Origin of the sequence: Limnohabitans sp. Bal53 (assembly GCF_003063355.1) — a bacterium.
GTDB lineage: Bacteria > Pseudomonadota > Gammaproteobacteria > Burkholderiales > Burkholderiaceae_C > Limnohabitans_A.
This window is the reverse complement of the sequence record NZ_NESH01000001.1, coordinates 636973-657324: the sequence shown is the minus strand read 5'-3', so window position 1 is coordinate 657324 and position 20352 is coordinate 636973. Positions and strand designations below refer to the sequence as shown.

Below are 20352 nucleotides of genomic sequence, written 5' to 3'. Positions count from 1 at the left end.
GTGTCTGCCTTCAGCGAGCCATCCGGAAAGGCTCTTCGAAGTCGATGAAGTCCTGCTCGGCCAGCGCCTCATCGATCCAGGCTTTGACGCCGGGCAGGGCGCACACGCGGTCCATGTAAGCGGCCACATCCGACGGCACCGGCAGGGCGTAGGTTTTCAGGCGCATGACCACTGGGGCAAAGTAGGCGTCGGCGACTGTGAATTGGCCAAACAGCATGGGGCCGCCGTGTTCTTGCAGCAGACCACTCCAGAGGCTGCAGATGCGTGCCAGGTCTGCGCGTACGGCGGGTTTGTCGCGCAGGGCCAATGCGCCAATTTCAGGCAGGTGCGCCTCGATGTTCATCGGGCAGGCGCTGCGCAGACCCGAAAAGCCGCTGTGCATTTCGGCGCAGACGCTTCGCGCGCGAGCCCGGGCGGCGCGGTCTTGCGGCCAGACTTGTCTGTCGGGAAACTGCTCGGCCACGTATTCGGCAATCGCCAGTGTGTCCCACACGGCCAGGCCATCGTGCACCAGCACGGGCACCTTGCCCACCGGGTTGACGTCTTTGAGCGCGGCCTTGAACTGCGAATCGGGCGCGAAGCTGTCAAAGCGCACATAGATCTCTTCAAAGTCGATGCCCGCTTGGCGCAGCAGCACCCAAGGGCGCATAGACCAGGACGAATAGTTTTTGTTGGCGATGTAGAGCTGGATCATTGTTTTCTCCCGGAAATCAGACCCTGCATGTTAACGGCCAAGGTCAGGAAACACGACCAGATACCGGCAAAGTGTTGGTAACAAGTAAGGGGAGGGAAGAGGCAAGGCCGGGCAAGGCTGGGCAAGACCGGGTAAGGCAGGGCAAGGCAGGGAAAGGAGTTGTAAGGGTCGATCACCCAAGGTGTGTGAGGGGATGCGGCGGGTGACGATTCACGGTACCCCGTCATAAGGAACCCGCCGCATCCCCTCACACACCCTCAGCTGAGACCACCAAAGCTCAAACGACCAGCACAAAAACCTCTCAAGAACGCACCGCGAAGGCAAGGCCAGAACTCAGCGCCCAGCCCCCGCACGCCAGCGGTTCAACTTGCTGCGTGGACCGCGGTGGCCCAGGTAGGTCGGTGCCACGCCCGCAGCAGAGGCTGCAGCGATGCCCAGCGCCGCCAGACCGGGCAGCTGGCCCGTGGCCACGTTGTCCACCTTCATCGATGCCAGGTTGTCCCGACTCATGAGTGGCTCGCCCGGGGCCAACTCCATGGCTGCAGCTTGCAGCCAGCCCATCCACATGGGCAAGCCGATCACCGGGCGGCCTCTGCCGTGGTTCACGCCCGCCCACTGACCGGCTCGTTGGACCAGCTCGCCCAGTGTCAACACATCCGGGCCGCACAGCTCGTAAGTCTGGCCGATGGTGTCCGGTTTTTGCAGGCAGACCGCCACAGCGCGGGCCACATCGGCCACCCACACGGGCGCAAAACGGGTGCCGCTGCCCGCCAGTGGCATGAAGGGCGCCACGGCCTGCAGGTCGGCAAACAGGTTGAGGAACTTGTCTTCGGCACCAAAAATCACGCTGGGGCGCAACACCGTCAACTGCAGGCCAGCATTGTGCAAAACCGTCTCGCCCCGCGCCTTGCTGCGCTGGTACATCGAGGGGCCTTGTGGGTCGGCGCCCAGAGCGCTGACGTGCACCAAGCGTTGCACGCCCGCTTTTTTCATGGCGCTGGCAATCTTTCCGGGCAAATCCACGTGCACGTTTTCAAAGCGATCTTCGTTGCCATGCAACACGGCCACCAGGTTCACCACCGCGTCGTGCCCCGGCATCAGCCGGGCGAGATCGGCAGGTTGATGAACAGAGGCCTCTATCACCGTCAGCCCGGGCAGGCTCTGCACGCTGGCCGCATTCACGGCGCGGCGCGTGGGCACGGTGATGTGCCAGCCCAAACGGGTCAGTTGCTCGCACACGTGGCGGCCGACAAAGCCGCTGCCACCCAAGACCAGAACACGCGGGGTACTCATGCTGCGCTCAATCCACTGACGGCCTGGTGCATGGCGTCCATGGCTTGCTCAATGATCTGGCTGCGCCACGCGTCTGTGTCGACATAGAAAGCCTCCATCAGCGCTTGCTTGATGTGTTGGCGCAGTGGTTCGGGGGCCTTGGGGTGCAGGTGCAGCCAATGGTCACCGCGCAGGGCGTGGATGACTTGTTCAGGCGGTTGCGTGCCGTATTCAAGGGCAATACCGGTGTATTGCGCTTGCTGGCATTCCTGGTAAGCCGCCATCCACATGAGCCCCGTGAGCATGGGGGAGCTGGAAGATCCGTCATAAATCGAGGTGATGCCTTGACCCCACCAGGCTTTGGCGCGGGCAAAGGCCGCTTCGTCGTCGGCGCAAGCAAAGATGCGCTCGCCCATGCCACTGGGTCCCAGACCTGTGTGCAAGTCGATCCAGGCCATTTTTTGGCAGCGCTGGCCGTATTTTTTCAGCACCGATCGCAAAGTGAGGTTGCTCCAAGTGGGCGCTTGGCCCCCAAAAAACAAGCCATCCGGAAACTCATGCTGACCCTTGGACACGGCCGCTTGGTAAGTTTTCATGCCGCGTTCGGCGATGTACCGTGCTGTGGCCGTTGCATTGGCGGCATCTGGTGGCCAAACTTCGGGCAGCAGCAGGGGGTGGATTTCGCGGTAGGCCGGGTTGTCGGGAAGGGGCTTAGAGAAGTCTTGGAAGTTGCGGTTGATGTCCACGTTTTCGTGGGTCACGCGCCGCATGTGAGAAAACCCGTGCGGGTTGAGGGCGTGGATGTAAAGCACCGCAACACCCCTTGCACGGGCAGCTTCGCGCCAGCCGGTGTTGTGCAGCGCATGGACTTGCACACCGGAGCCGCAATAACCTTCCACACCATGGCAAGCGCTGCTGATGACCAGCAAAGCGTTGGCATCGGGTGCGCCGTCCAGCACCACGTCCATGGCCAAAGTTTCACTGTCCCGACCGGGCAGGGGGTGGATGTTGGAGTCCACCTGCAGGCCTGCGGTGTGGGCAGCGTTCAAGAATTTTTCACGGGCCTGCGCGTAGCTTTGGGAGAAGCTACTTGGGGTATCGGTCATGCACTTGTCCTGTCAGGCGGTTTGAGTGGGCTTGGCCAGCCACTGCGTGGCCAATTCCACCCAATAGGTGCCGCCCAACGGGATCAGGTCGTCGTTGAAGTCGTAGCTCGGGTTGTGCAGGGTGCAGGGGCCGCCGCCGTGGCCCATTTCTCGGTGCGCGCCATCGCCGTTGCTGATGAACACATAAGCGCCCGGCTTGGCCTGCAGCATGTACGAGAAGTCTTCTGCGCCCATGGTGGGCTCTTGGTGCAGAACTTGCTCCGCACCCACGATGCCGTTCATCACCTGGCGGGCGAAATCCGCCTCCAAGGGGCTGTTGATGGTGGGGGGGTAGTTGCGCTCGAACTCGAATTCGCATTGCGCACCAAAAGCGGTGCAGATTGACTCGGCCACCAGTTTCATGCGGGCCTCGATCAGGTCGAGCACTTCGATGCTGAAAGTGCGCACCGTGCCCTGCAGTTCGCAAAAATCGGGCACCACATTGGTGGCTTCGCCCGCGTGGATCATGGTGACCGAGATCACGCCCGCATCCACCGGCTTTTTGTTGCGGGTGATGATGGTCTGGAAACCTTGCACCATCTGGCAAGCAATTGGCACCGGGTCGATGCCGTTGTGGGGCAGTGCGGCGTGGCTGCCCTTGCCGCGGATGGTGATCTTGAATTCGTTGCTCGACGCCATGACCGGGCCGGGGCTGACAGCAAAGGTGCCGACAGGCGCGCCGGGCCAGTTGTGCATGCCAAACACGGCCTGCATGGGGAACTTGTCGAACAGGCCATCCTTCATCATCTCGCGGGCACCGCCGCCGCCCTCTTCGGCCGGTTGGAAGATCAGGTACACCGTGCCGTCAAAGTCGCGGTGCTTCGAGAAATGCTTAGCGGCAGCCAGCAGCATGGCCGTGTGGCCGTCATGGCCGCAGGCGTGCATCTTGCCTTGGTGCTTGCTGGCGTGGGCGAAAGTGTTGAACTCCTGCATGGGCAGGGCGTCGATGTCGGCGCGCAGACCAATGCCGCGCCCGCAAGCGCCGCCGTCACGCCCGTGCACGATGCCCACCACCCCGGTGGTGCCCATGCCGCGGTGGATGGGGATGCCCCAGTCGGTCAGCTGCTGGGCGACCACATCGGCCGTACGCACTTCTTGAAAGCACAGCTCGGGGTGGGCGTGAATGTCTTTGCGAATGGCCGCAATGCTGGCCGCGTCGGTGAGGATGGAGTCGAGGATTTTCATGGTTACAGTCTAGCCACACTTGAAGGGGATTGCCAACACCCCTGTGCACCTGGGGGACAAACAGAGCCCACGCCAAGGCACAGGTTTGAGCCACAATCAACTGAACATTTGCCTGCAGCCTGACTTTCCCCCTTCCCATCGCCTCATGACCGACACCCTTTTGGCCTCCCAGACCGTGCGCGGCGCATGCCCGCACGACTGCCCCGATACCTGCGCACTGCTCACCACGGTCGAAAACGGCCGAGCCACCAAAGTGCAAGGGAACCCGGCGCACGTCCCCACCGACGGTGTGCTGTGCACCAAAGTCTCGCGTTACACCGAGCGCACCTACCACCCCGATCGCCTGCTGCAACCCCTGCGCCGGGTCGGCCCCAAGGGTTCGGGCCAGTTTGAACCGGTGAGCTGGCATGAGGCGCTGGACGCGATCGCCGCCCGGCTGCAAACCATCGCCGCACGCGACCCGCAGGCCATCTTGCCCTACAGCTACGCGGGCACCATGGGCTTGGTGCAAAGCGAGTCGATCGCGGCGCGGTTTTTTCACCAATTGGGCGCATCGCTTTTAGATCGCACGATTTGCGCCTCGGCCGGGGCCGAAGCCCTGACGCAGACCTTGGGCAACAAGGTGGGCATGAAGAATGAGTTTTTTGCCGAATCCAAGCTGATCGTGATTTGGGGCAGCAACTCGATTGGCAGCAACTTGCACTTTTGGCGCATTGCCCAAGAAGCCAAGCGCAACGGGGCCAAGCTGGTCTGCATCGACCCCCGGCGCAGCGAGACGGCCGAAAAATGCCACGAACACATCGCCCTGCGCCCCGGCACCGACGCCGCGCTGGCGCTGGCGCTCATGCACGAGTTGATCGTGCATGGCTGGCTCGACCAAGACTACATTGACCGCTACACCCTGGGCTGGGAGGCCTTGAAGGCCCGCGCTTTGCAATGGCCGCCCGAACGTGCGGCCGAAGTCTGCGGCGTGCCGGTCGAACAAATCCGGCAGCTGGCCCGCGACTGGGGCACCACCCAGCCCGCCGCCATACGCTTGAACTACGGCATGCAGCGCGTGCGCGGCGGGGGTAACGCAGTGCGGGCCATCGCTTGCTTGCCCGCGCTCACGGGCGCTTGGCGGCACCGGGCGGGCGGGGTCTTGCTCAGCAGCTCGGGACATTTTCCGGTGCGGCGGGCGGCCTTGCAGCGGCCCGACTTGTTGGGCGAGCGGCGGCCGCGCACCATCAACATGAGCACCATTGGCGACGATTTGCTGCGCCCGGCATCGCCCGCATTCGGCCCGCAAATTGAAGCCTTGATTGTTTACAACAGCAACCCGGTGGCTGTGGCCCCCGAGTCGGGCAAGGTGGTGCAGGGTTTTGGCCGCGAAGACCTGTTCACCGTGGTGCTCGAGCATTTTCAGACCGACACAGCCGACTACGCCGATTTCATCTTGCCTGCCACCACGCAGCTGGAGCACTGGGACATCCACACCAGTTACGGCCACACCGACGTGCTGCTCAACCGCCCGGCGATTGCGCCCGTGGGCGGTGCGCGCACCAACACCGACATCTTCCGGGCACTGGCTGCCCGCATGGGTTTTGACGATGCGTGTTTCGCCGAGAGCGACGAAAGCCTGTGCCGCAGTGCCATTGGCGACGAGAATGACTTTGAGCAGCTGCTGGCGCACGGCTTTGCTTCTTTGCCCGTGCCCGATGCGCCCTTTGCGCAAGGCGGCTTTCCCACACCCTCGGGTCGCTGCGAATTTTTCAGCCAGCGCCTGGCCGACCAAGGCTTGGATGGCTTGCCTGACCACTTGCCCAATTACGAGCTGGCAGCACCGGGTGGCCGCTACCCGCTGGCCATGATTTCGCCGCCTGCGCGCAACTTCCTCAATTCGACCTTTGTCAACGTGCAAAGCCTGCGCGACATCGAGGCCGAGCCCGTGCTGGAGATGCATCCCGAGGATGCGGCCCAGCGGGGCATTGCCGACGGCGCGGTGGTGCGCGTCTTCAACGACCGGGGCACTTACCACTGCAAGGCGCGTGTGAACCAGCGGGCGCGCCCCGGCGTGGTCAACGGCTTGGGCATTTGGTGGCGCAAGCTGGGCCTGAATGGCACCAATGTGAACGAGCTGACCAGCCAGCACCTGACCGATTTGGGCCGTGCGCCCGTTTTTTACGACTGTCTGGTGGAAGTGTCTTTGGATCCCGAATTCGCTGCCCCTCAAGCTCAGAAAGAGTCCCATGCCTGAACTCAAGATCGAACGTGAACACACACTGGGATTGGCGGGTGCACGCGCCGTGGCCGAACGCTGGCGTGAGCAGGCCGAGCAAGACTGGGGCATGAGCTGCGAGTCCGAGCCCGGAGAGTCCGAAGACCACATGCGTTTTGCCCGCAGTGGTGTGAGCGGCGAGCTGACGGTGACCGAGACCCGGTTTGATCTGCACCTGAAACTGGGCTTTTTGCTGGGTGCCTACAGCGGCAAGATTGAACAAAAAATCAATGCCAACCTGGATGCGTTGCTGGGCCCAGTGGCCTGAAATCAGGGGCGGGCCTGATTCAAGGCAGGTCTGTGTTCACCCCCGCCACAGGCGAAGTGCGTGGCCCCACGGTCCCCAATCGGGCTTTGAGTGACTGCGGCTGGCGTGTCAAGATGGCGGCGTAGTTGGTGGTGTTGGCGAGCACCTTTTTCACGTAATCGCGCGTTTCGTGAAACGGGATGTTCTCAGCCCAGATGGCCGCCTCGAGCACCGGGCCGTTGCGCCATTGGCGCGGGCGGTTGGGGCCGGCGTTGTAGGCGGCGGTGGCCATGGGCATGGAGCCTTCAAAATCATCCAGCACCAGTTTCAAGTAGCCGGTGCCAATGGCCACGTTCACCTCGCGGTCGGTAATCTGGTCTGGGGTGAAGTTGGCCAGGCCTATCTTTTTGGCGGTCCATTTGGCGGTGGCGGGCATGACCTGCATCAGGCCGGATGCCCCCACATGAGAGCGGGCGTCCATGACGAAGCGGCTTTCTTGCCTGATCAAACCGTACACATAAGCCGGGTCGAGGCGGATTTCGCCAGCGCGGCGCACCACCGTCTCGCGCAGCGGCGTGGGAAAACGCTGCTCAAAGTCGATGACGTGTTTTGTGCGCTCACTGGTGTTGATGCAGCGGTCCCAGACCTGGCGCTGGCAGGCCATGTCAGCGGCCGCCAGCAGTTCGCGGTCGTTCATGACGCCGGGCTGATGCCAATGGGTGCTGTAGTTCCATTCGCGGTTGCCTTCGGAGCGCAGGCCGATGGCCATGGCGTACAAGGCGCGTTGCAAGCCGGGGTGGCTCAGGGCCGCAGCTTTTTCTTGTGGCGTCAGGGCTGTTGGGCGTTCTGGCACGGTGATGGCCTGGCCCAGGTCTTCCAGTGCCAGTTGCTCATAAAAGCCCCGCACGCTGGCGATCTGGCGCAGCAGACTTTGGGCTTCGATGCGTTGGGCGTCGCTGTGGGCCGTGCTCAGCAGGGCGCGCGCACGCCAATAGACCCAGGTCGAGTCTTTGCGGGCTTCTGCGCTCATGGCCTGGGTGGCGCTCAGCACCTGAGGCCATTGGCCTTGACGCAAGGCGGCACGCACTTTCCAGGCCAGCAAGTCGTCGTTCAGGTCACTGTCTTTTTGCACCTTGGCAAAGTGGCTGGCGGCGTTGTCTTGCAGTTTTTGGGCGGCTTGTTTGCCGATCACGGCCCAGGTCCAGTTTCGCTCCTCTGGGCTCAGTTGAATGGACCAGCGGCGAGTGAGCAAATCCGCTGCTTGGTCTGGGTCTTTGGCCGCCAGTCGGATCAAGGCCAGCACGGCCAGCTCTTTGCGGCTGCGGGTGATGGCCAGGATGCGCTTGTCCAGGTACTTGGCCGGGTCGGCGTGGATCAGGGCCACCTGTTCGGACAGGCGGGGTGCCTCGATGTCCACCGCTGTTTGCGCAGCGCGTGGGCGGTTGGCGTCCATGGCGATGCGTGCCTTGCGCCACAGGTCCAGCGCCTGAATCTGGCGGACCGAGTGCAGGTGTTCGGCCACATAGGCGCAGCCGTCGTCGGCTTCGCGCTGCGAATACCAAAGGCGCAGGGCTTCTTCGGCCACGTCGGCCTTGCTGTTCATGGCCTCGGTGGCCAGGGCGTAGCAGCGCACTTCGCGGTCATCACGCATGCGAAAGCGGGGGTATTCGGCGGTGAAGGTGGCCCAATCGCGGCGTTTGCCCAGCTGTTGCAGCCAATCGTTGCGCAAACGGTCTTCGTAGTAGCTGCCCGCGTAGGTGTTCAAAAAGCTGCGGATTTCTGAGGTGGGCGCAGTGTCCAGCCGGGTGCGCATGTCCCAATAGGCGGCCAGGGGCTCCAGCACATGGCCACGGGCTTGGGGCAGCAGGGTCGAGAGCCTTTTGGCATCATTTTTGCGAAAGGCTTGCTGCATCTCCAGCAGCACCTCGTCGCCCCGGTTTTGGGCCTGGGCAGGCCAGCCCCACAAGCCTGTCACGGCCATGGCGCTCAGCAGTGTCAAAATGCGTCTGAATTTCATGGGTTGATTATGGACAAAGCCGAAGCAAAACGCGCCTTGAGAAAAGCCTTGGTGGAAGAAAGGTTGAACCTGCCGGATCGCCTGGCGCGGGCCGAAGCCTTGCAGCGCGTCATGCGCATCTGGTTGTTTGACCGCCCCGACACGGTGATCGGCGCTTACTGGCCCATCAAGGGCGAGTTTGACCCTCTGCCCGCGCTGCACCGCTGGAAAGAAGACGGCGAACTGCACGGTGAGCCGCAGCGACGCCAAATTGGCTTGCCCGTGGTCAACAAGCAGCACAAAACCCTGACCTTCCACACCTGGTACCCCGGCTGCCCGATGGAAGAAGACGCCTACGGCATTCCCAAGCCCAAGGACACCGAAGTCATCGTGCCCACCTTGTTGTTTGTGCCCTGTGTGGGCTACGGCATTGGCGGCTACCGCCTGGGCTACGGCGGCGGCTTTTACGACCGCACCCTGGCCACTTTGCAGCCCAAGCCCTTCACGGTGGGCCTGGGCTACACCCACGGTTTTTTGGACGATCTGGAGCCCGAAGACCACGATGAGCCACTCGACGCGATCTTGAACGACAACGGGGTGGTGTGGCCCGTTTGAGGCCCATGCGTCATGGCCAGACCCAAATCCGCAACCCACGACATCAAACGCGACGCGATCCTCGACATTGCGGCGCAATGCTTTGCCCAGCGCAGTTATCCGGCCGCCAGCATGAACGAGATCGCTGCGGCTTGCGGCACCTCCAAGGCGCGGCTCTACCACTATTACGACAGCAAAGAAGCCATTTTGTTTGACCTGCTGGACCGCCACACCCAGCGGCTGCTGGGGGTGATTGCGCAGACCGAGGCCACTGCCCAGCGCAAGGACCTGAACGAGCGGGCCACCTTGCACGAGCTGGTGCGGGCGTTTTTGCAGGAATACGAAAGCTCAGCCACCCGGCACGCGGCCTTGCTCAATGACACCCAGTTTTTGAGTGACGCACCCGACCCGGTCCTGGGCGGGGCATCTGTGTCACCGCGTGAGCTGATCTTGAACCGCCAGCGCGACATCGTGGCCGCCATGACCCGCTTCATGAAGCGCGCCTACCCCGAGCGCCTGACCCCCACCAACCAGACGGCCCTGACCATGATGCTCTTGGGGATGATCAACTGGACCTTCACCTGGCTGCGCCCGGGTGGTCCGATCAGTTATGCGGCCTTCGCCGATGAGGTGATCGGGATGCTGGAAAAGGGTTTGGGTTGAATGTGCATGGAATTCAACAATCCGTAATGCATTTCGTTTAGGTAAAATCACGCCCTTCACAGACCGGAGAAATTTCGATGTCCAAAGCAGCCCCCCAGGCCCCAGTCAAAGCCTTTGCCAGCCAGGCCGATCTGACCGAAAAGAAGATCACTTTCGAGCAACTCAGCGAGCACTGCTGGGCCTACACCGCCGAGGGCGACCCCAATTCCGGCGTGATCATCGGGGACCGTTTCATCATGGTCAGCGACGCCACCGCCACCCCGGCCATGGCGCAAGACCTGATCAAGAAGATCCGCACCGTCAGCGACCTGCCCATCAAATATGTGCTGTTGACCCACTACCACGCGGTGCGTGTGCTGGGCGCCTATGCCTACGCGGCTGAGGGCGCGACCGAGATCATCGCCAGCGAAGGCACTTTGGACCTGATCAAAGAGCGCGGCGCACAAGACATGAAAAGCGAGATGGAGCGCTTTCCGCGCCTGTTCCGTGGCGCAGACAGCATCCCGGGCCTGACTTGGCCCACCATTGTGGTCGGCGGCGGTAACCCGACAAAAGGCGAGGTCCCCGGCAAGCTGAGCATCAACCTGGGCGGCGTGGTGGTGCAAATCTGGCACCCGGGCCCGGGCCACACCCGTGGCGACACGATTGCCTGGGTGGAAGAAGAGAAAGTGCTGTTCTCGGGCGACCTGGTCGAGTACGAAGCCGGTGTGTACACGGGCGACGCGCAACTCGAGGAGTGGCCCGCCACGCTGGAAGCACTGCGTGCCCTGAACGCCGAGTTCATCGTGCCCGGTCGTGGCGAAGCCATGAAGGGCAATGCCAACGTGAACAAGGCGTTGGACTACACCCAGCGCTGGGTGACCACCTTGTTCCAGGCCGGCAAGGAAGCCGTGGCCGCCAAGATGGACCTCAAAGCTGCGATGGCTCACGCCCGCAAGAGCATGGACCCGGTGTTTGGCCATGTGTTCATTTATGAGCACTGCCTGCCTTTTGACGTGACACGCGCTTATGACGAAGCCAGCGGCATCAAGAACCCCCGCATCTGGACGGCCGAGCGCGACATGGAGATGTGGAAAGCCTTGCAAAGCTGAGCCCTGTTGGGAGGCACCCACTAAAAAACCCGCCTCGTTATGGCGGGTTTTTTGTGGACGCTGTCCAAACGCGCTGATTTTCAGGCGAGGTTTTCAGGGCAGATGATCACGACAGGACATCAGGGTCGGTTCAGGTCCAGCAGATCCCGTTCGTAGGCACGCAAGCGCCGCGCCACGCGCACGCGCTGCTCGGGCGTGGCGGTGTTGTGCAGCTGCGCCAGATTCTCGCAAGCGAGTTGCGACAGGCTTTGGGCCACGGCGCGCTGCCCCGCATCGGGCGGTTGAAGCCAACGCTGCCAAACACCCCACAACTGCGCTTCGGTCTGCGCCTGCGTCAGGTTGCCTTGTGTGATGCGTTGCAGCGTCGAGAGCAAATCCTGCTGGCGGCGCTGGCGGCGCTGGCGGTCGCGTCGGCCCCATTCGGCCGTCCAGGGGGATTGCGCCAATTGCGTCTTGATCAGGGCGGTTTGTGCTGCGTTCAAATCACCGTAAAACGAGTTGTAGCGGCCCAGGGCCTTGTCCAGGCGGCGTGCCATGCGGGCATCGGCGTCGCCCTGCAGCCACTCTTTTTCCCATTCTTCGTTTTGTTGCTCCCAGTGGCGCGCCATGTGGCTGAGCTGGCGCGGCCCCAGCGCCATGGCCACGGGTGCGGCCTGTGTCACCGCTTGGCGCATCAGGGTGTCAAGCCGGGCTTGCACTTCCTCGACCACGCGGCACAGTTGCTCCGGCTGCACGGGCCCTGCACTCAGATCGGCGGTGCGTTGCAGCAGCGCAGCATAACCGGGCAGCTCTTCGCGGCGGTGCCATTGGAAAAGCTGGTCAATCGCTTCCTTGGCCGCAGGCGTCTGGTTGCCGCTGAACGAGACCGTGTTGTCGAGCCACCAATAAGACAGTGTGGGCAATTGCTGGTAACCGAGCTTGATGGCGCTGCATCCTTGTAATACCAGCAAGGTCACCAGTGTGAGAAAAGTTCGGATCATTTGAGACCTTCTACTTGCATGGACCAGCCCACCAAAAAACCTCGCGGATTCGACTCGTAAGTTTCGTCCGTTTCGGTGACGCCGACCGTCCAATTTCCGCTACCGCTGTGGGGGAGAGGCAAGCGATTTGCCGGCAAAGGCACGTTGAAAAGAGTTCCACCGGTCAAGCAGGCCGGTCCAGAAACAGTTGTTGGCAAGGTCAAGCTCAGTGTGCTGTTGTCGGGCAAGCGCAATTGGGCTGTGAGATCTGAAATTTGAGGATGGTCAAGACACAAAGCCACGGAAGCGGAAGTGATGTTTTGAAGTGGGCAGGGGTTGAAGTGACGTGGCGCTGATTCAGTCAGGGTGGTTCTGATGGGGGTGCCGGTACCCGTTGCAAATCCGTTGGCGTATAAAAGTGAGATTTTGCAGCTTTCATGGATGCTTGCTGTGTAGGGGCTTCCCCCGCCACAAGCGGTCAGCAAAAAGGCGACCAACAAGCAAGCTGCTGTTCGTAAACGGGTTCTCATCCAAAGCTCCGCAGGTTCATGACGCGCATCGGTTGTGGTTCGGGTTGGGTGACCCGTGAGGACCGATTGTCTCCCAATGTCCGATTGGCCCTCAGCCCAAGGCCAAGCGGGCAGGTTCGCGCGTGAAAAACAGCCAAAACGTCTGGCGATAATGGCAACTGGCGAACGCGGCCTGTACACAAGGCCATTTTTTGCACATTCATCGCACGACAGAAAGCCCCGCATGAGTTCTTCCCCCTATCCCATCGACGTTGTCATCATGGCCGCCGGCAAAGGCACCCGCATGAAAAGCCGCCTGCCCAAAGTGCTGCAGCGTCTGGCGGGCGTGCCACTGGTGCAGCATGTGCTGAACACGGCCGCGCAGCTGAACGCCCGTTCGGCTGTTGTCATCACCGGGCACGGTGCCGAACAGGTGGAGCCGGTGCTGTTGGCCCCGGGCCAGGCCTTGGCGGTGCAGTGTGTGCGCCAGGAGCCGCAGTTGGGGACAGGTCACGCCGTGCAGCAGGCTGTGCCGGTGCTGGCCGACGACGGTGTGGTGGTGGTCTTGTCGGGTGATGTGCCTTTGACCCAGGCGGACACCCTGCAAGCGCTGATCGCCCAATGCGGTGGCCATCAGCTGGCGCTGCTCACCCTCGACATGGCCGACCCCACTGGTTACGGCCGCATCGTGCGAGAAGGCGCCCAGGTGCAGGCCATCGTTGAACACAAAGACGCCAGCCAGGCGCAGCGACAGATCCAAGAGGTCTACAGCGGCATCATGGCCGTGCCTGCTCGGTTGTTCAAAGGCTGGCTGGGCCGCATCGACAACCAGAACGTGCAAGGCGAGTACTACCTGACCGACGTGGTCAAGCTCGCCGTGGCCGATGGTGTGGCTGTGGTGGCGCACAAAATCACAGACCCGGTGCAAGTGGCTGGCGTCAACAGCCCGGTTCAACTGGCCGAGCTGGAACGTGCCCACCAGCTGCGCCAAGCGCATCGCCTGATGGAACAAGGCGTGCGCCTGAAAGACCCCGCCCGCTTCGACCTGCGCGGCCAACTCGACTGTGCGCAAGACGTTGAAATCGACGTGAACTGCGTTTTTGAAGGCCGGGTGTCTTTGGGCGAAGGCGTGAAGGTGGGCGCGAACTGCGTGATCGCCAACTGCACCATCGCAGCGGGCGCGGTCATCCACCCCTTTACCCACATCGACGGCGAAAAACTCGGCGTGTCGGTCGGCGAGGGCGCACTGATTGGCCCCTTTGCCCGACTGCGCCCGGGTGCGCAGTTGGCCGCCGAAGTGCACATCGGCAACTTTGTGGAAGTGAAAAATTCCACCCTGGCCCAGGGCGCCAAAGCCAATCACTTGGCTTACTTAGGCGACGCCACGGTCGGCGAGCGGGTGAACTATGGCGCGGGCAGCATCACCGCCAACTACGACGGTGCCAACAAGCACCGCACCGTGATCGAAGCCGATGTGCACATCGGCAGCAACTGCGTCTTGGTGGCTCCGGTCACCATTGGTGCAGGCGGTACGGTGGGCGGCGGCTCCACCATCACCAAGAGCACCGAGCCGGGCAGCTTGAGCGTGGCACGGGGCAAGCAAGTCAGCATCGCGAACTGGAAGCGGCCAGAGAAAAAGCCGAAGGTTTGACCCAGTCGGGCATGTCGGCCTGACCTGTCAATCTATGAAAAAACCGGCCAGGTGGTGGTGAACTTGGCCCGTTTGGTCGCAAAAAAAGCCTTCACATTGCGCACATTGGCGTCTTGTGTGAACAGGGTTTGGCTGATGGTCAAGTAGTGGGGCATGTCGCGGGCCTGCACGACCAGCATGAAGTCGGGGCCAGGTGACACGCGCCAGCACTGCTGCACCGCATCGTGCGCCACGGCGCGGGTTTCGAAGGTGGCCAGGTGCTCGCTGCCTTGCTTGTCCAAAGACACTTCGACCAAGGCCGTTAGACCATGGCCCAGTGTGGCGGCAAGGCGGTCGGTGCTGAGCACGGCCACCTGCCGCTCAATCCAGCCGCCCTCGGTCAGCCGTTTGACACGGCGCAGGCAGGTGGGCGGTGAAACATTCACCCGCTCGGCCAGCGCCACATTGCTGATGCTCGCATCGCGTTGCAGGGCGTCCAGCAATTGCAGGTCAATGGCATCAAGTTCGTTGTATTCCATAATTTTTATTTTAATGAAATTTAATTTCAATAGTCGATTTATATGAAATTTTTAAATCATAAAACCTTAAATATTGATCTGAAATTTTAGATTGGCAGGCCTAACATCGCACCAATTTGTGAAAACACCCCATTCAGGAGCTTCAACATGTGTGGCATCGTCGGCGCCGTTTCTTCCCGCAACATCGTTCCCATCTTGGTGCAAGGCCTACAGCGGCTGGAATACCGGGGTTATGACTCTTGTGGCGTGGCCGTGCACGCGGCCAGCCTGAGCGGCGGCACGGGCGGCTTGCAGCGCGCGCGCAGCACCGCCCGTGTGGCGGAGCTGATGGACCAGGTGAGCGCCGACCACATCGAAGGCGGCACCGGCATCGCCCACACGCGCTGGGCCACACACGGCGCCCCCGCCGTGCACAACGCGCACCCGCACTTCAGCCACGGCACGGGTGCGGCCGATGGCAAGCCTGGCAAGGTTGCGTTGGTGCACAACGGCATCATCGAAAACCACGACGAGCTGCGCGCCGCCCTGCAAGCCAAGGGCTATGTGTTTTTGAGCCAGACCGACACCGAGGTCATCTCGCACCTGGTGGACAGCGTGTACGACGGCGATATTTTTGAAGCCGTCAAAACCGCCATCCGCCAACTGCACGGTGCCTACGCGATTGCCGTGTTCCACAAAGACGAGCCGCAGCGCGTCATCGGCGCTCGCGCCGGTTCACCACTCATTCTGGGTGTGGGCCCAGGCGAAACCTTCCTCGCCAGCGACGCGATGGCACTGGCCGGTGTGACCGACCAAATCGTTTACCTGGAAGAGGGCGACGTGGTCGACATCCAGCTTGGCAAATACTGGGTGGTGGACCGCGAGCACAAGGCCGTGACCCGAGCCGTGAAAACCGTGCACGCCCACAGCGGCGCGGCCGAACTCGGGCCCTACCGCCACTACATGCAAAAGGAAATCTTCGAGCAACCGCGAGCCATTGCCGACACGCTCGAAGGCGTGGAGGGCATCACGCCCGAGCTGTTCGGCGACGGCGCGTACAGCACCTTCAAGGCCATCGACAATGTGTTGATCTTGGCCTGCGGCACCAGCTTCTACAGCGGTTGCGTGGCCAAGTACTGGATCGAGGCGATCGCCAAAGTGCCCTGCCAAGTCGAGATCGCCAGCGAATACCGCTACCGCGAATCGGTGCCCAACCCCAACACGCTGATCGTCACCATCACCCAAAGCGGTGAGACCGCCGACACCCTGGCCGCGCTGCGCCACGCGCAGAGCTTGGGGCAACTGCACACGCTGACCATCTGCAACGTGTCCACCAGCGCCATGGTGCGCGAGTGCAAACACGCCTACGTGACCCGCGCCGGTGCTGAGATCGGTGTGGCGTCCACCAAGGCCTTCACCACGCAGTTGGCCGGTTTGTTTTTGCTGACGCTGGCCTTGGCGCAGACCAAAGGCCGCTTGAGCGATGCCGACGAAGCCATGCACATCAAGGACATGCGCCACCTGCCCGCCGCGCTGCAAGCCGTGCTGGCGCTGGAGCCGCAAATCATCGCCTGGGCCGAAGAATTCGCCAGCAAAGAAAATGCCCTGTTCTTGGGCCGCGGCACGCACTACCCCATCGCGCTGGAAGGCGCATTGAAGCTCAAAGAAATCACCTACATCCACGCCGAAGCTTATGCAGCGGGCGAACTCAAACACGGCCCGCTGGCCCTGGTGACCAGCGCCATGCCCGTGGTCACCGTGGCCCCCAACGACCAGCTGCTTGAAAAACTCAAGAGCAATATGCAAGAAGTGCGCGCCCGCGGCGGCGTGCTCTATGTGCTGGCTGATGGCGACACGAAAATCGAAAGCAGCGAAGGCGTGAACGTGATCCGCATGCCCGAACACTACGGCGTGCTGTCACCCATCTTGCATGTGGTGCCGCTGCAGCTGCTCAGTTACCACACGGCTTGTGCAAGGGGAACGGATGTGGACAAGCCGAGAAATTTGGCGAAGTCTGTCACCGTGGAGTGAAATTTTGACCTCACGTCTTCCATCCCTTCATCCATGAGTCATGCCCAAGCTGGTTATGCTCACACCCTCATTTCTTTCAGTGTGAAGTTCCCATGATCCACTTGTTCTTGTTCGTCGCTGGGCTGGTGAGCTTGGTGCTGGGAGCCAATGTGTTGGTGCGTGGTGCGAGCAAGCTGGCGCTGTCTTTTGGCATTTCGCCTTTGGTGGTGGGGCTGACCATTGTGGCGCTGGGCACCAGTGCGCCCGAGATCGCGGTGTCGGTGGCTTCTGTGCTGGAGGGTAAGACCGACATGGCGATTGGCAACGTGGTGGGCAGCAACATCTTCAACGTTTTGTTCATCTTGGGTTTGAGTGCTTTGATCGTGCCGCTGGTGGTGCACCGCCAGCTGATTCGGCAGGAAGTGCCCATCATGTTTGGCGTGACCTTGCTCATGGTCTTGATGGCGATGGATGGCCAGCTGACGCCTTGGGAGGGCGGTTTGCTGGTGGCCTTGTTGGTGGCTTACACCAGTTTTTTGGTGGTGCAGTCGCGCCGCGAAACCGCAGCAGACAGGGCCGCAGCCCAGGCTTCGGCATCGGGTTCGGATGAGTTCGAAGCCGAGCTGCAGGCCTCGCCCCCGGGCGCGTGGGATGCCAAGCTGCCTGCGCAATTGGCACTCATGGCAGTGGGTTTGGCTTTGCTGGTGCTGGGCTCGGACTGGCTGGTGAACGCGGCGGTGGTGTTTGCCAAGGCCCTGGGTGTGAGTGATGTGGTGATTGCGTTGACCATCGTGGCGGCAGGCACGTCCATGCCGGAGGTGGCCACTTCGATTGCGGCGGCCCTCAAGGGGGAGCGCGACATCGCCGTGGGCAATGTGGTGGGCAGCAACATCTTCAACATTTTGGGTTGTTTGGGCATCAGTGGCGTGGTGGCAGGCGGCGCGGGCCTGGTGGTGGCACCATCTTTGCTGGCTTTCGACATCTGGGTGATGCTGGCCGTGGCGCTGGCTTGCCTGCCCATGTTTATCACCGGGGGCGAGATCGCCCGCTGGGAAGGCAGCGTCTTCGCCGGCTATTACGTGGCCTATGTGTCTTATTTGATTTTGGCGGCGCAGCAGCACGATGCTTTGGGCGCTTTCAGCAGCGTGATGCTGAGTTTTGTGGTGCCGCTCACCGTCATCACGCTCGTGGTGTCGGTGGTACGCAGGCGGGCATGATGGGGCTTGATTGGGCATGAAGCCACTCTTGGCCGACTCTGTTGACAGCCCGATCCGTGTGGAGCGGTCTGGCGTGCATGGCCAAGGTGTGTTCGCTGCGCGGCACCTGGCCGCAGGCGAGCGGCTCATTGAGTATGTGGGCGAGGTCATCAGCATGGCCGAGGCCATTGCCCGCCACCCGCACGATGCGGCCAACCCCGACCATACCTTCTACTTTCACCTGGACGATGGGCGGGTGATCGATGCGCTGCACGGTGGCAACGCTTCCAAATGGATCAACCACTCATGCCGCCCCAATTGTGTGCCCGACGAGGACCGGGGCCGCATCTTCATCTTGACGCGCAGGCCCGTGTTCAAGGGCGAGGAGCTGACCTTCGATTACGGCTTGGTGAGTGACGAGCCCATGAGTGTTGCCTTGAAGGCCCGTTATGCCTGTCGATGCGGGGCCAAAAAGTGCCGGGGCACGATGCTGGCTCTTTGAAGAGCTTGGCGCAGGCGGTTAAAAGCCTTGGCGCTTTTGATCGCGCAGCATGAACAGGTACAGGCTTTCCACTTTCTCACGTGCCCAAGGGGTTTTACGCAAGAACTTCAGGCTGGAGCCCACGCTGGGTTCGTGCGTGAAGCAGCGAATCGGGATGCGCTGGCCCAGATCGTCCCAACCGTAAAAGTCGGCCAGTTGCGTGACGATGGCCTCCAGCGTGAGGCCGTGCAGCGGGTTGCGCGGTTGGACCGCACGCGCGGTGGTGGCGGGCTCTGTTGGAGGATTGGGGGGCGTGGGCACAGAGGGGCGGTCGTCTTGCATGGCCTGATTGTCCATGTAAAACAGACCGCAGCTCTGGATCGGGCAGCAGCGCGCTCGTTCGCGGCTGACGGGTGCTTGCTCAACATCAAGCGCGGCCCCATCCTTAACAAGGGGGTGATCCTGCACAGTTGCCTGGCCGCCTTGTTTGCGCACATCGCCCCCTTGTCGATGAACGCGGCGGTGGTGTTTGAGACGAAGCATGGCGAAGTCGAAGGTGATTCGGCCTCGTACGCCGTTTACTCGTTTGGCAGTAAGGACTTCACTGTTTACGGGGATTTCAGACTTGCGCTCGCAGGCCTATCGTGGTGCAGAAGGTTTTTTTCATGATTGCCGAGCCACCCAAGTTGGGGCGGTGGGGCAGTTGTTTCCACTGCAGAAAGAACACACCCCATGAGCATTGAAATGGTTTTGGCCGACCCCCATCCAGTGATGCTGGACGGCCTTGCGCATGACTTTCAACAGTCGCCCGACTTTTCGGTCAAAGCCTGTGTGAGCAATGGCAACGATGTTTTGGCGGCGGTACGTAAATACCAGCCCGATATCTTGGTGATGGACTTGTCGCTCACCCAACGCAGCGGACTGTCTTTGATTGAAGAAATGCAGCACCACCAGTTGCCCACCAAGCCCGTGGTGTTCACGGGGGCGCCCATTGGCGAGGTCATGCGCGTCATCGACATGGGCGTGCCCGGTCTCGTGTCCAAAGACAAGTCCAGGCAAGTGCTGGCGCGTTGCATTCACACGGTGCACCAGGGTGACAAGTGGCTTGATCGCGACCTGACCATGAAAACCATGTCCTTTTTGCTGGAGCAGCAAAAGAAAAGCGCCAAGGCATCGAGCCTGTTGACTCCGCGCGAAATGACGGTGGCCCGCATGGTCACCGAAGGCTGGCCCAACAAGAAGATTGCCAGCAAGCTCTTTATCAGCGAAGGCACGGCCAAGCTGCACCTGCACCACATCTACCAAAATCTCAACTGCCCGGGCCGCATGTCGCTGCAGCGCTACATGCAGGAAAACGGTTTGACGTGATCGCCCACAAAGACTGCAAAAAGCCCCTTTGAGAAATCGCCATCAACGCAAGAAGGAGAACCCATGAGCGACGAAAACCAACTCATCGAAACGGCCTATGTGGAGCACATGAGCGACCATTTTCGGCGTGCGTCGGAGGAGTTGTTGTACGCCTACCAGCGCAACAAGGAAGCCGCGCGTCATCACCAATCCGGTGCCTTCAAAGCTGCTTTGCACCACGCCAAACTGTCCAAGCACCACAGCTTCAATGCGCACGAGCACCTGAAAGAAGCCTTGGGCATTGCCGAGCGCATCGATGCGGTGCGGCCCGTGCATGGCCAACTGCGTACCCCCTTTGTGCCCTCAGGGGTTCAATGAGTGAGCCACGTGCCCTTGTGACCGTCTGTGTGCTGAATCGAACAGTGACGGCGCACGATTCTTTTTAAACTGGCTTGGCAAGTGGTGCTGTCAGTGGATGCGCTCTGTATGGCGCGACACGTGGCTGGCATGGCGCTGATGCTTGAAATTGATGAGATCTGAGCGCTGCAGGGACGAAGG

21 protein-coding genes are annotated in these 20352 nt (G+C 61.6%); 12 read left to right on the top strand and 9 right to left on the bottom strand.

Going from position 1 to position 20352, the window contains the following annotated elements:
* Positions 1-10 precede the first annotated feature (10 nt).
* The 4 genes from B9Z50_RS03090 to B9Z50_RS03075 all read right to left on the bottom strand — a co-directional run bounded on the left by B9Z50_RS03090 (position 11) and on the right by B9Z50_RS03075 (position 4296).
* Positions 11-694: a glutathione S-transferase family protein gene (locus tag B9Z50_RS03090; RefSeq protein ID WP_108362172.1), complete on the bottom strand. Its 684-nt coding sequence runs from the start codon at positions 692-694 to the stop codon at positions 11-13.
* 333 nt (positions 695-1027) lie between these two features.
* Positions 1028-1987, bottom strand: a complete 960-nt coding sequence (locus B9Z50_RS03085) for a complex I NDUFA9 subunit family protein (RefSeq protein WP_108362171.1) — start codon at positions 1985-1987, stop codon at positions 1028-1030.
* Positions 1984-3072 carry a M14 family metallopeptidase gene (locus B9Z50_RS03080; RefSeq protein WP_108362170.1) on the bottom strand — a complete coding sequence of 363 codons (1089 nt, stop codon included), beginning with the start codon at positions 3070-3072 and terminating at the stop codon, positions 1984-1986. The genes B9Z50_RS03085 and B9Z50_RS03080 overlap by 4 nt, the downstream gene beginning before the upstream one ends.
* A gap of 12 nt (positions 3073-3084) precedes the next feature.
* On the bottom strand, positions 3085-4296 hold the full coding sequence (locus tag B9Z50_RS03075) for a M20 aminoacylase family protein (RefSeq protein WP_108362169.1): 1212 nt from the start codon (positions 4294-4296) through the stop codon (positions 3085-3087).
* A 145-nt stretch (positions 4297-4441) separates the two neighbouring features.
* On the opposite strand from B9Z50_RS03075, the gene B9Z50_RS03070 reads away from it, so the two are divergent.
* Together B9Z50_RS03070 and B9Z50_RS03065 are read left to right on the top strand one after the other, a co-directional pair.
* Positions 4442-6532 carry a molybdopterin-dependent oxidoreductase gene (locus B9Z50_RS03070; protein WP_108362542.1) on the top strand — a complete coding sequence of 697 codons (2091 nt, stop codon included), beginning with the start codon at positions 4442-4444 and terminating at the stop codon, positions 6530-6532.
* Positions 6525-6821 (top strand): polyhydroxyalkanoic acid system family protein, encoded by a 297-nt coding sequence (locus B9Z50_RS03065; protein ID WP_108362168.1) that lies wholly within the window; start codon positions 6525-6527, stop codon positions 6819-6821. Before B9Z50_RS03070 ends, B9Z50_RS03065 begins: the two co-directional genes overlap by 8 nt.
* Positions 6822-6840: 19 nt before the next feature.
* Here the strand turns inward: B9Z50_RS03065 and B9Z50_RS03060 are convergent, their stop codons facing one another.
* Complete coding sequence (locus tag B9Z50_RS03060; RefSeq protein WP_108362167.1) at positions 6841-8817, bottom strand: lytic transglycosylase domain-containing protein; 1977 nt, start codon at positions 8815-8817, stop codon at positions 6841-6843.
* Positions 8818-8826: 9 nt separating this feature from the next.
* Between B9Z50_RS03060 and B9Z50_RS03055 the strand changes: the two genes are divergently transcribed.
* From B9Z50_RS03055 to B9Z50_RS03045, 3 genes are all read left to right on the top strand, one after another.
* Positions 8827-9411, top strand: coding sequence for a 5-formyltetrahydrofolate cyclo-ligase (locus B9Z50_RS03055; RefSeq protein ID WP_062402518.1), 585 nt, complete (start codon positions 8827-8829; stop codon positions 9409-9411).
* 12 nt (positions 9412-9423) lie between these two features.
* Positions 9424-10053 (top strand): TetR/AcrR family transcriptional regulator, encoded by a 630-nt coding sequence (locus B9Z50_RS03050; RefSeq protein ID WP_108362166.1) that lies wholly within the window; start codon positions 9424-9426, stop codon positions 10051-10053.
* Positions 10054-10130: 77 nt separating this feature from the next.
* The gene (locus tag B9Z50_RS03045) at positions 10131-11144 is read left to right on the top strand and encodes an MBL fold metallo-hydrolase (RefSeq protein WP_108362165.1); all 1014 of its coding nucleotides are present in this window, start codon (positions 10131-10133) and stop codon (positions 11142-11144) included.
* Between the two features lie 119 nt (positions 11145-11263).
* On the opposite strand, the gene B9Z50_RS03040 is transcribed toward B9Z50_RS03045, so the two are convergent.
* Positions 11264-12124, bottom strand: coding sequence for a DUF6279 family lipoprotein (locus B9Z50_RS03040; RefSeq protein WP_108362164.1), 861 nt, complete (start codon positions 12122-12124; stop codon positions 11264-11266).
* A complete protein-coding gene (locus B9Z50_RS17390; protein WP_146183148.1) occupies positions 12121-12633 on the bottom strand; it encodes a hypothetical protein in 513 nt (170 codons plus the stop codon). Before B9Z50_RS17390 ends, B9Z50_RS03040 begins: the two co-directional genes overlap by 4 nt.
* A gap of 223 nt (positions 12634-12856) precedes the next feature.
* Between B9Z50_RS17390 and glmU the strand changes: the two genes are divergently transcribed.
* Entirely contained in the window at positions 12857-14263 is a 1407-nt protein-coding gene (gene glmU, locus B9Z50_RS03035; RefSeq protein WP_108362163.1) for a bifunctional UDP-N-acetylglucosamine diphosphorylase/glucosamine-1-phosphate N-acetyltransferase GlmU, read from the top strand.
* A gap of 32 nt (positions 14264-14295) precedes the next feature.
* On the opposite strand, the gene B9Z50_RS03030 is transcribed toward glmU, so the two are convergent.
* Positions 14296-14781, bottom strand: coding sequence for an Lrp/AsnC family transcriptional regulator (locus B9Z50_RS03030; protein ID WP_108362162.1), 486 nt, complete (start codon positions 14779-14781; stop codon positions 14296-14298).
* A 147-nt stretch (positions 14782-14928) separates the two neighbouring features.
* On the opposite strand from B9Z50_RS03030, the gene glmS reads away from it, so the two are divergent.
* From glmS to B9Z50_RS03015, 3 genes are all read left to right on the top strand, one after another.
* Entirely contained in the window at positions 14929-16791 is a 1863-nt protein-coding gene (glmS, locus tag B9Z50_RS03025; RefSeq protein WP_108362161.1) for a glutamine--fructose-6-phosphate transaminase (isomerizing), read from the top strand.
* Between the two features lie 95 nt (positions 16792-16886).
* Positions 16887-17987: a calcium/sodium antiporter gene (locus tag B9Z50_RS03020; RefSeq protein ID WP_108362541.1), complete on the top strand. Its 1101-nt coding sequence runs from the start codon at positions 16887-16889 to the stop codon at positions 17985-17987.
* A 16-nt stretch (positions 17988-18003) separates the two neighbouring features.
* Positions 18004-18468 carry an SET domain-containing protein gene (locus B9Z50_RS03015; RefSeq protein WP_108362160.1) on the top strand — a complete coding sequence of 155 codons (465 nt, stop codon included), beginning with the start codon at positions 18004-18006 and terminating at the stop codon, positions 18466-18468.
* Positions 18469-18486: 18 nt separating this feature from the next.
* Here B9Z50_RS03015 and B9Z50_RS03010 read toward each other — a convergent pair whose 3' ends face one another.
* Positions 18487-18789 carry a VF530 family DNA-binding protein gene (locus B9Z50_RS03010; RefSeq protein ID WP_108362540.1) on the bottom strand — a complete coding sequence of 101 codons (303 nt, stop codon included), beginning with the start codon at positions 18787-18789 and terminating at the stop codon, positions 18487-18489.
* Here B9Z50_RS03010 and B9Z50_RS18140 point away from each other — a divergent pair.
* The 3 genes from B9Z50_RS18140 (at position 18784) to B9Z50_RS02995 (ending at position 20172) form a co-directional block, all read left to right on the top strand.
* Positions 18784-19116, top strand: coding sequence for a hypothetical protein (locus tag B9Z50_RS18140; RefSeq protein WP_199221653.1), 333 nt, complete (start codon positions 18784-18786; stop codon positions 19114-19116). The two genes, B9Z50_RS03010 and B9Z50_RS18140, sit on opposite strands and share 6 nt — an antisense overlap.
* A 63-nt stretch (positions 19117-19179) precedes the next feature.
* Positions 19180-19815: a LuxR C-terminal-related transcriptional regulator gene (locus B9Z50_RS03000; protein ID WP_108362159.1), complete on the top strand. Its 636-nt coding sequence runs from the start codon at positions 19180-19182 to the stop codon at positions 19813-19815.
* Positions 19816-19878: 63 nt separating this feature from the next.
* Entirely contained in the window at positions 19879-20172 is a 294-nt protein-coding gene (locus tag B9Z50_RS02995; protein ID WP_108362158.1) for a hypothetical protein, read from the top strand.
* Positions 20173-20352 lie beyond the last annotated feature (180 nt).

Coding starts and splice junctions, on each gene's coding strand:
- B9Z50_RS03090 (WP_108362172.1), bottom strand. CDS start 694: ATGATCCAGCTCTACATCGCCAACAAAAACTATTCGTCCTGGTCTATG.
- B9Z50_RS03085 (WP_108362171.1), bottom strand. CDS start 1,987: ATGAGTACCCCGCGTGTTCTGGTCTTGGGTGGCAGCGGCTTTGTCGGC.
- B9Z50_RS03080 (WP_108362170.1), bottom strand. CDS start 3,072: ATGACCGATACCCCAAGTAGCTTCTCCCAAAGCTACGCGCAGGCCCGT.
- B9Z50_RS03075 (WP_108362169.1), bottom strand. CDS start 4,296: ATGAAAATCCTCGACTCCATCCTCACCGACGCGGCCAGCATTGCGGCC.
- B9Z50_RS03070 (WP_108362542.1), top strand. CDS start 4,442: ATGACCGACACCCTTTTGGCCTCCCAGACCGTGCGCGGCGCATGCCCG.
- B9Z50_RS03065 (WP_108362168.1), top strand. CDS start 6,525: ATGCCTGAACTCAAGATCGAACGTGAACACACACTGGGATTGGCGGGT.
- B9Z50_RS03060 (WP_108362167.1), bottom strand. CDS start 8,817: ATGAAATTCAGACGCATTTTGACACTGCTGAGCGCCATGGCCGTGACA.
- B9Z50_RS03055 (WP_062402518.1), top strand. CDS start 8,827: ATGGACAAAGCCGAAGCAAAACGCGCCTTGAGAAAAGCCTTGGTGGAA.
- B9Z50_RS03050 (WP_108362166.1), top strand. CDS start 9,424: ATGGCCAGACCCAAATCCGCAACCCACGACATCAAACGCGACGCGATC.
- B9Z50_RS03045 (WP_108362165.1), top strand. CDS start 10,131: ATGTCCAAAGCAGCCCCCCAGGCCCCAGTCAAAGCCTTTGCCAGCCAG.
- B9Z50_RS03040 (WP_108362164.1), bottom strand. CDS start 12,124: ATGATCCGAACTTTTCTCACACTGGTGACCTTGCTGGTATTACAAGGA.
- B9Z50_RS17390 (WP_146183148.1), bottom strand. CDS start 12,633: ATGAGAACCCGTTTACGAACAGCAGCTTGCTTGTTGGTCGCCTTTTTG.
- glmU (WP_108362163.1), top strand. CDS start 12,857: ATGAGTTCTTCCCCCTATCCCATCGACGTTGTCATCATGGCCGCCGGC.
- B9Z50_RS03030 (WP_108362162.1), bottom strand. CDS start 14,781: ATGGAATACAACGAACTTGATGCCATTGACCTGCAATTGCTGGACGCC.
- glmS (WP_108362161.1), top strand. CDS start 14,929: ATGTGTGGCATCGTCGGCGCCGTTTCTTCCCGCAACATCGTTCCCATC.
- B9Z50_RS03015 (WP_108362160.1), top strand. CDS start 18,004: ATGAAGCCACTCTTGGCCGACTCTGTTGACAGCCCGATCCGTGTGGAG.
- B9Z50_RS03010 (WP_108362540.1), bottom strand. CDS start 18,789: ATGCAAGACGACCGCCCCTCTGTGCCCACGCCCCCCAATCCTCCAACA.
- B9Z50_RS03000 (WP_108362159.1), top strand. CDS start 19,180: ATGAGCATTGAAATGGTTTTGGCCGACCCCCATCCAGTGATGCTGGAC.
- B9Z50_RS02995 (WP_108362158.1), top strand. CDS start 19,879: ATGAGCGACGAAAACCAACTCATCGAAACGGCCTATGTGGAGCACATG.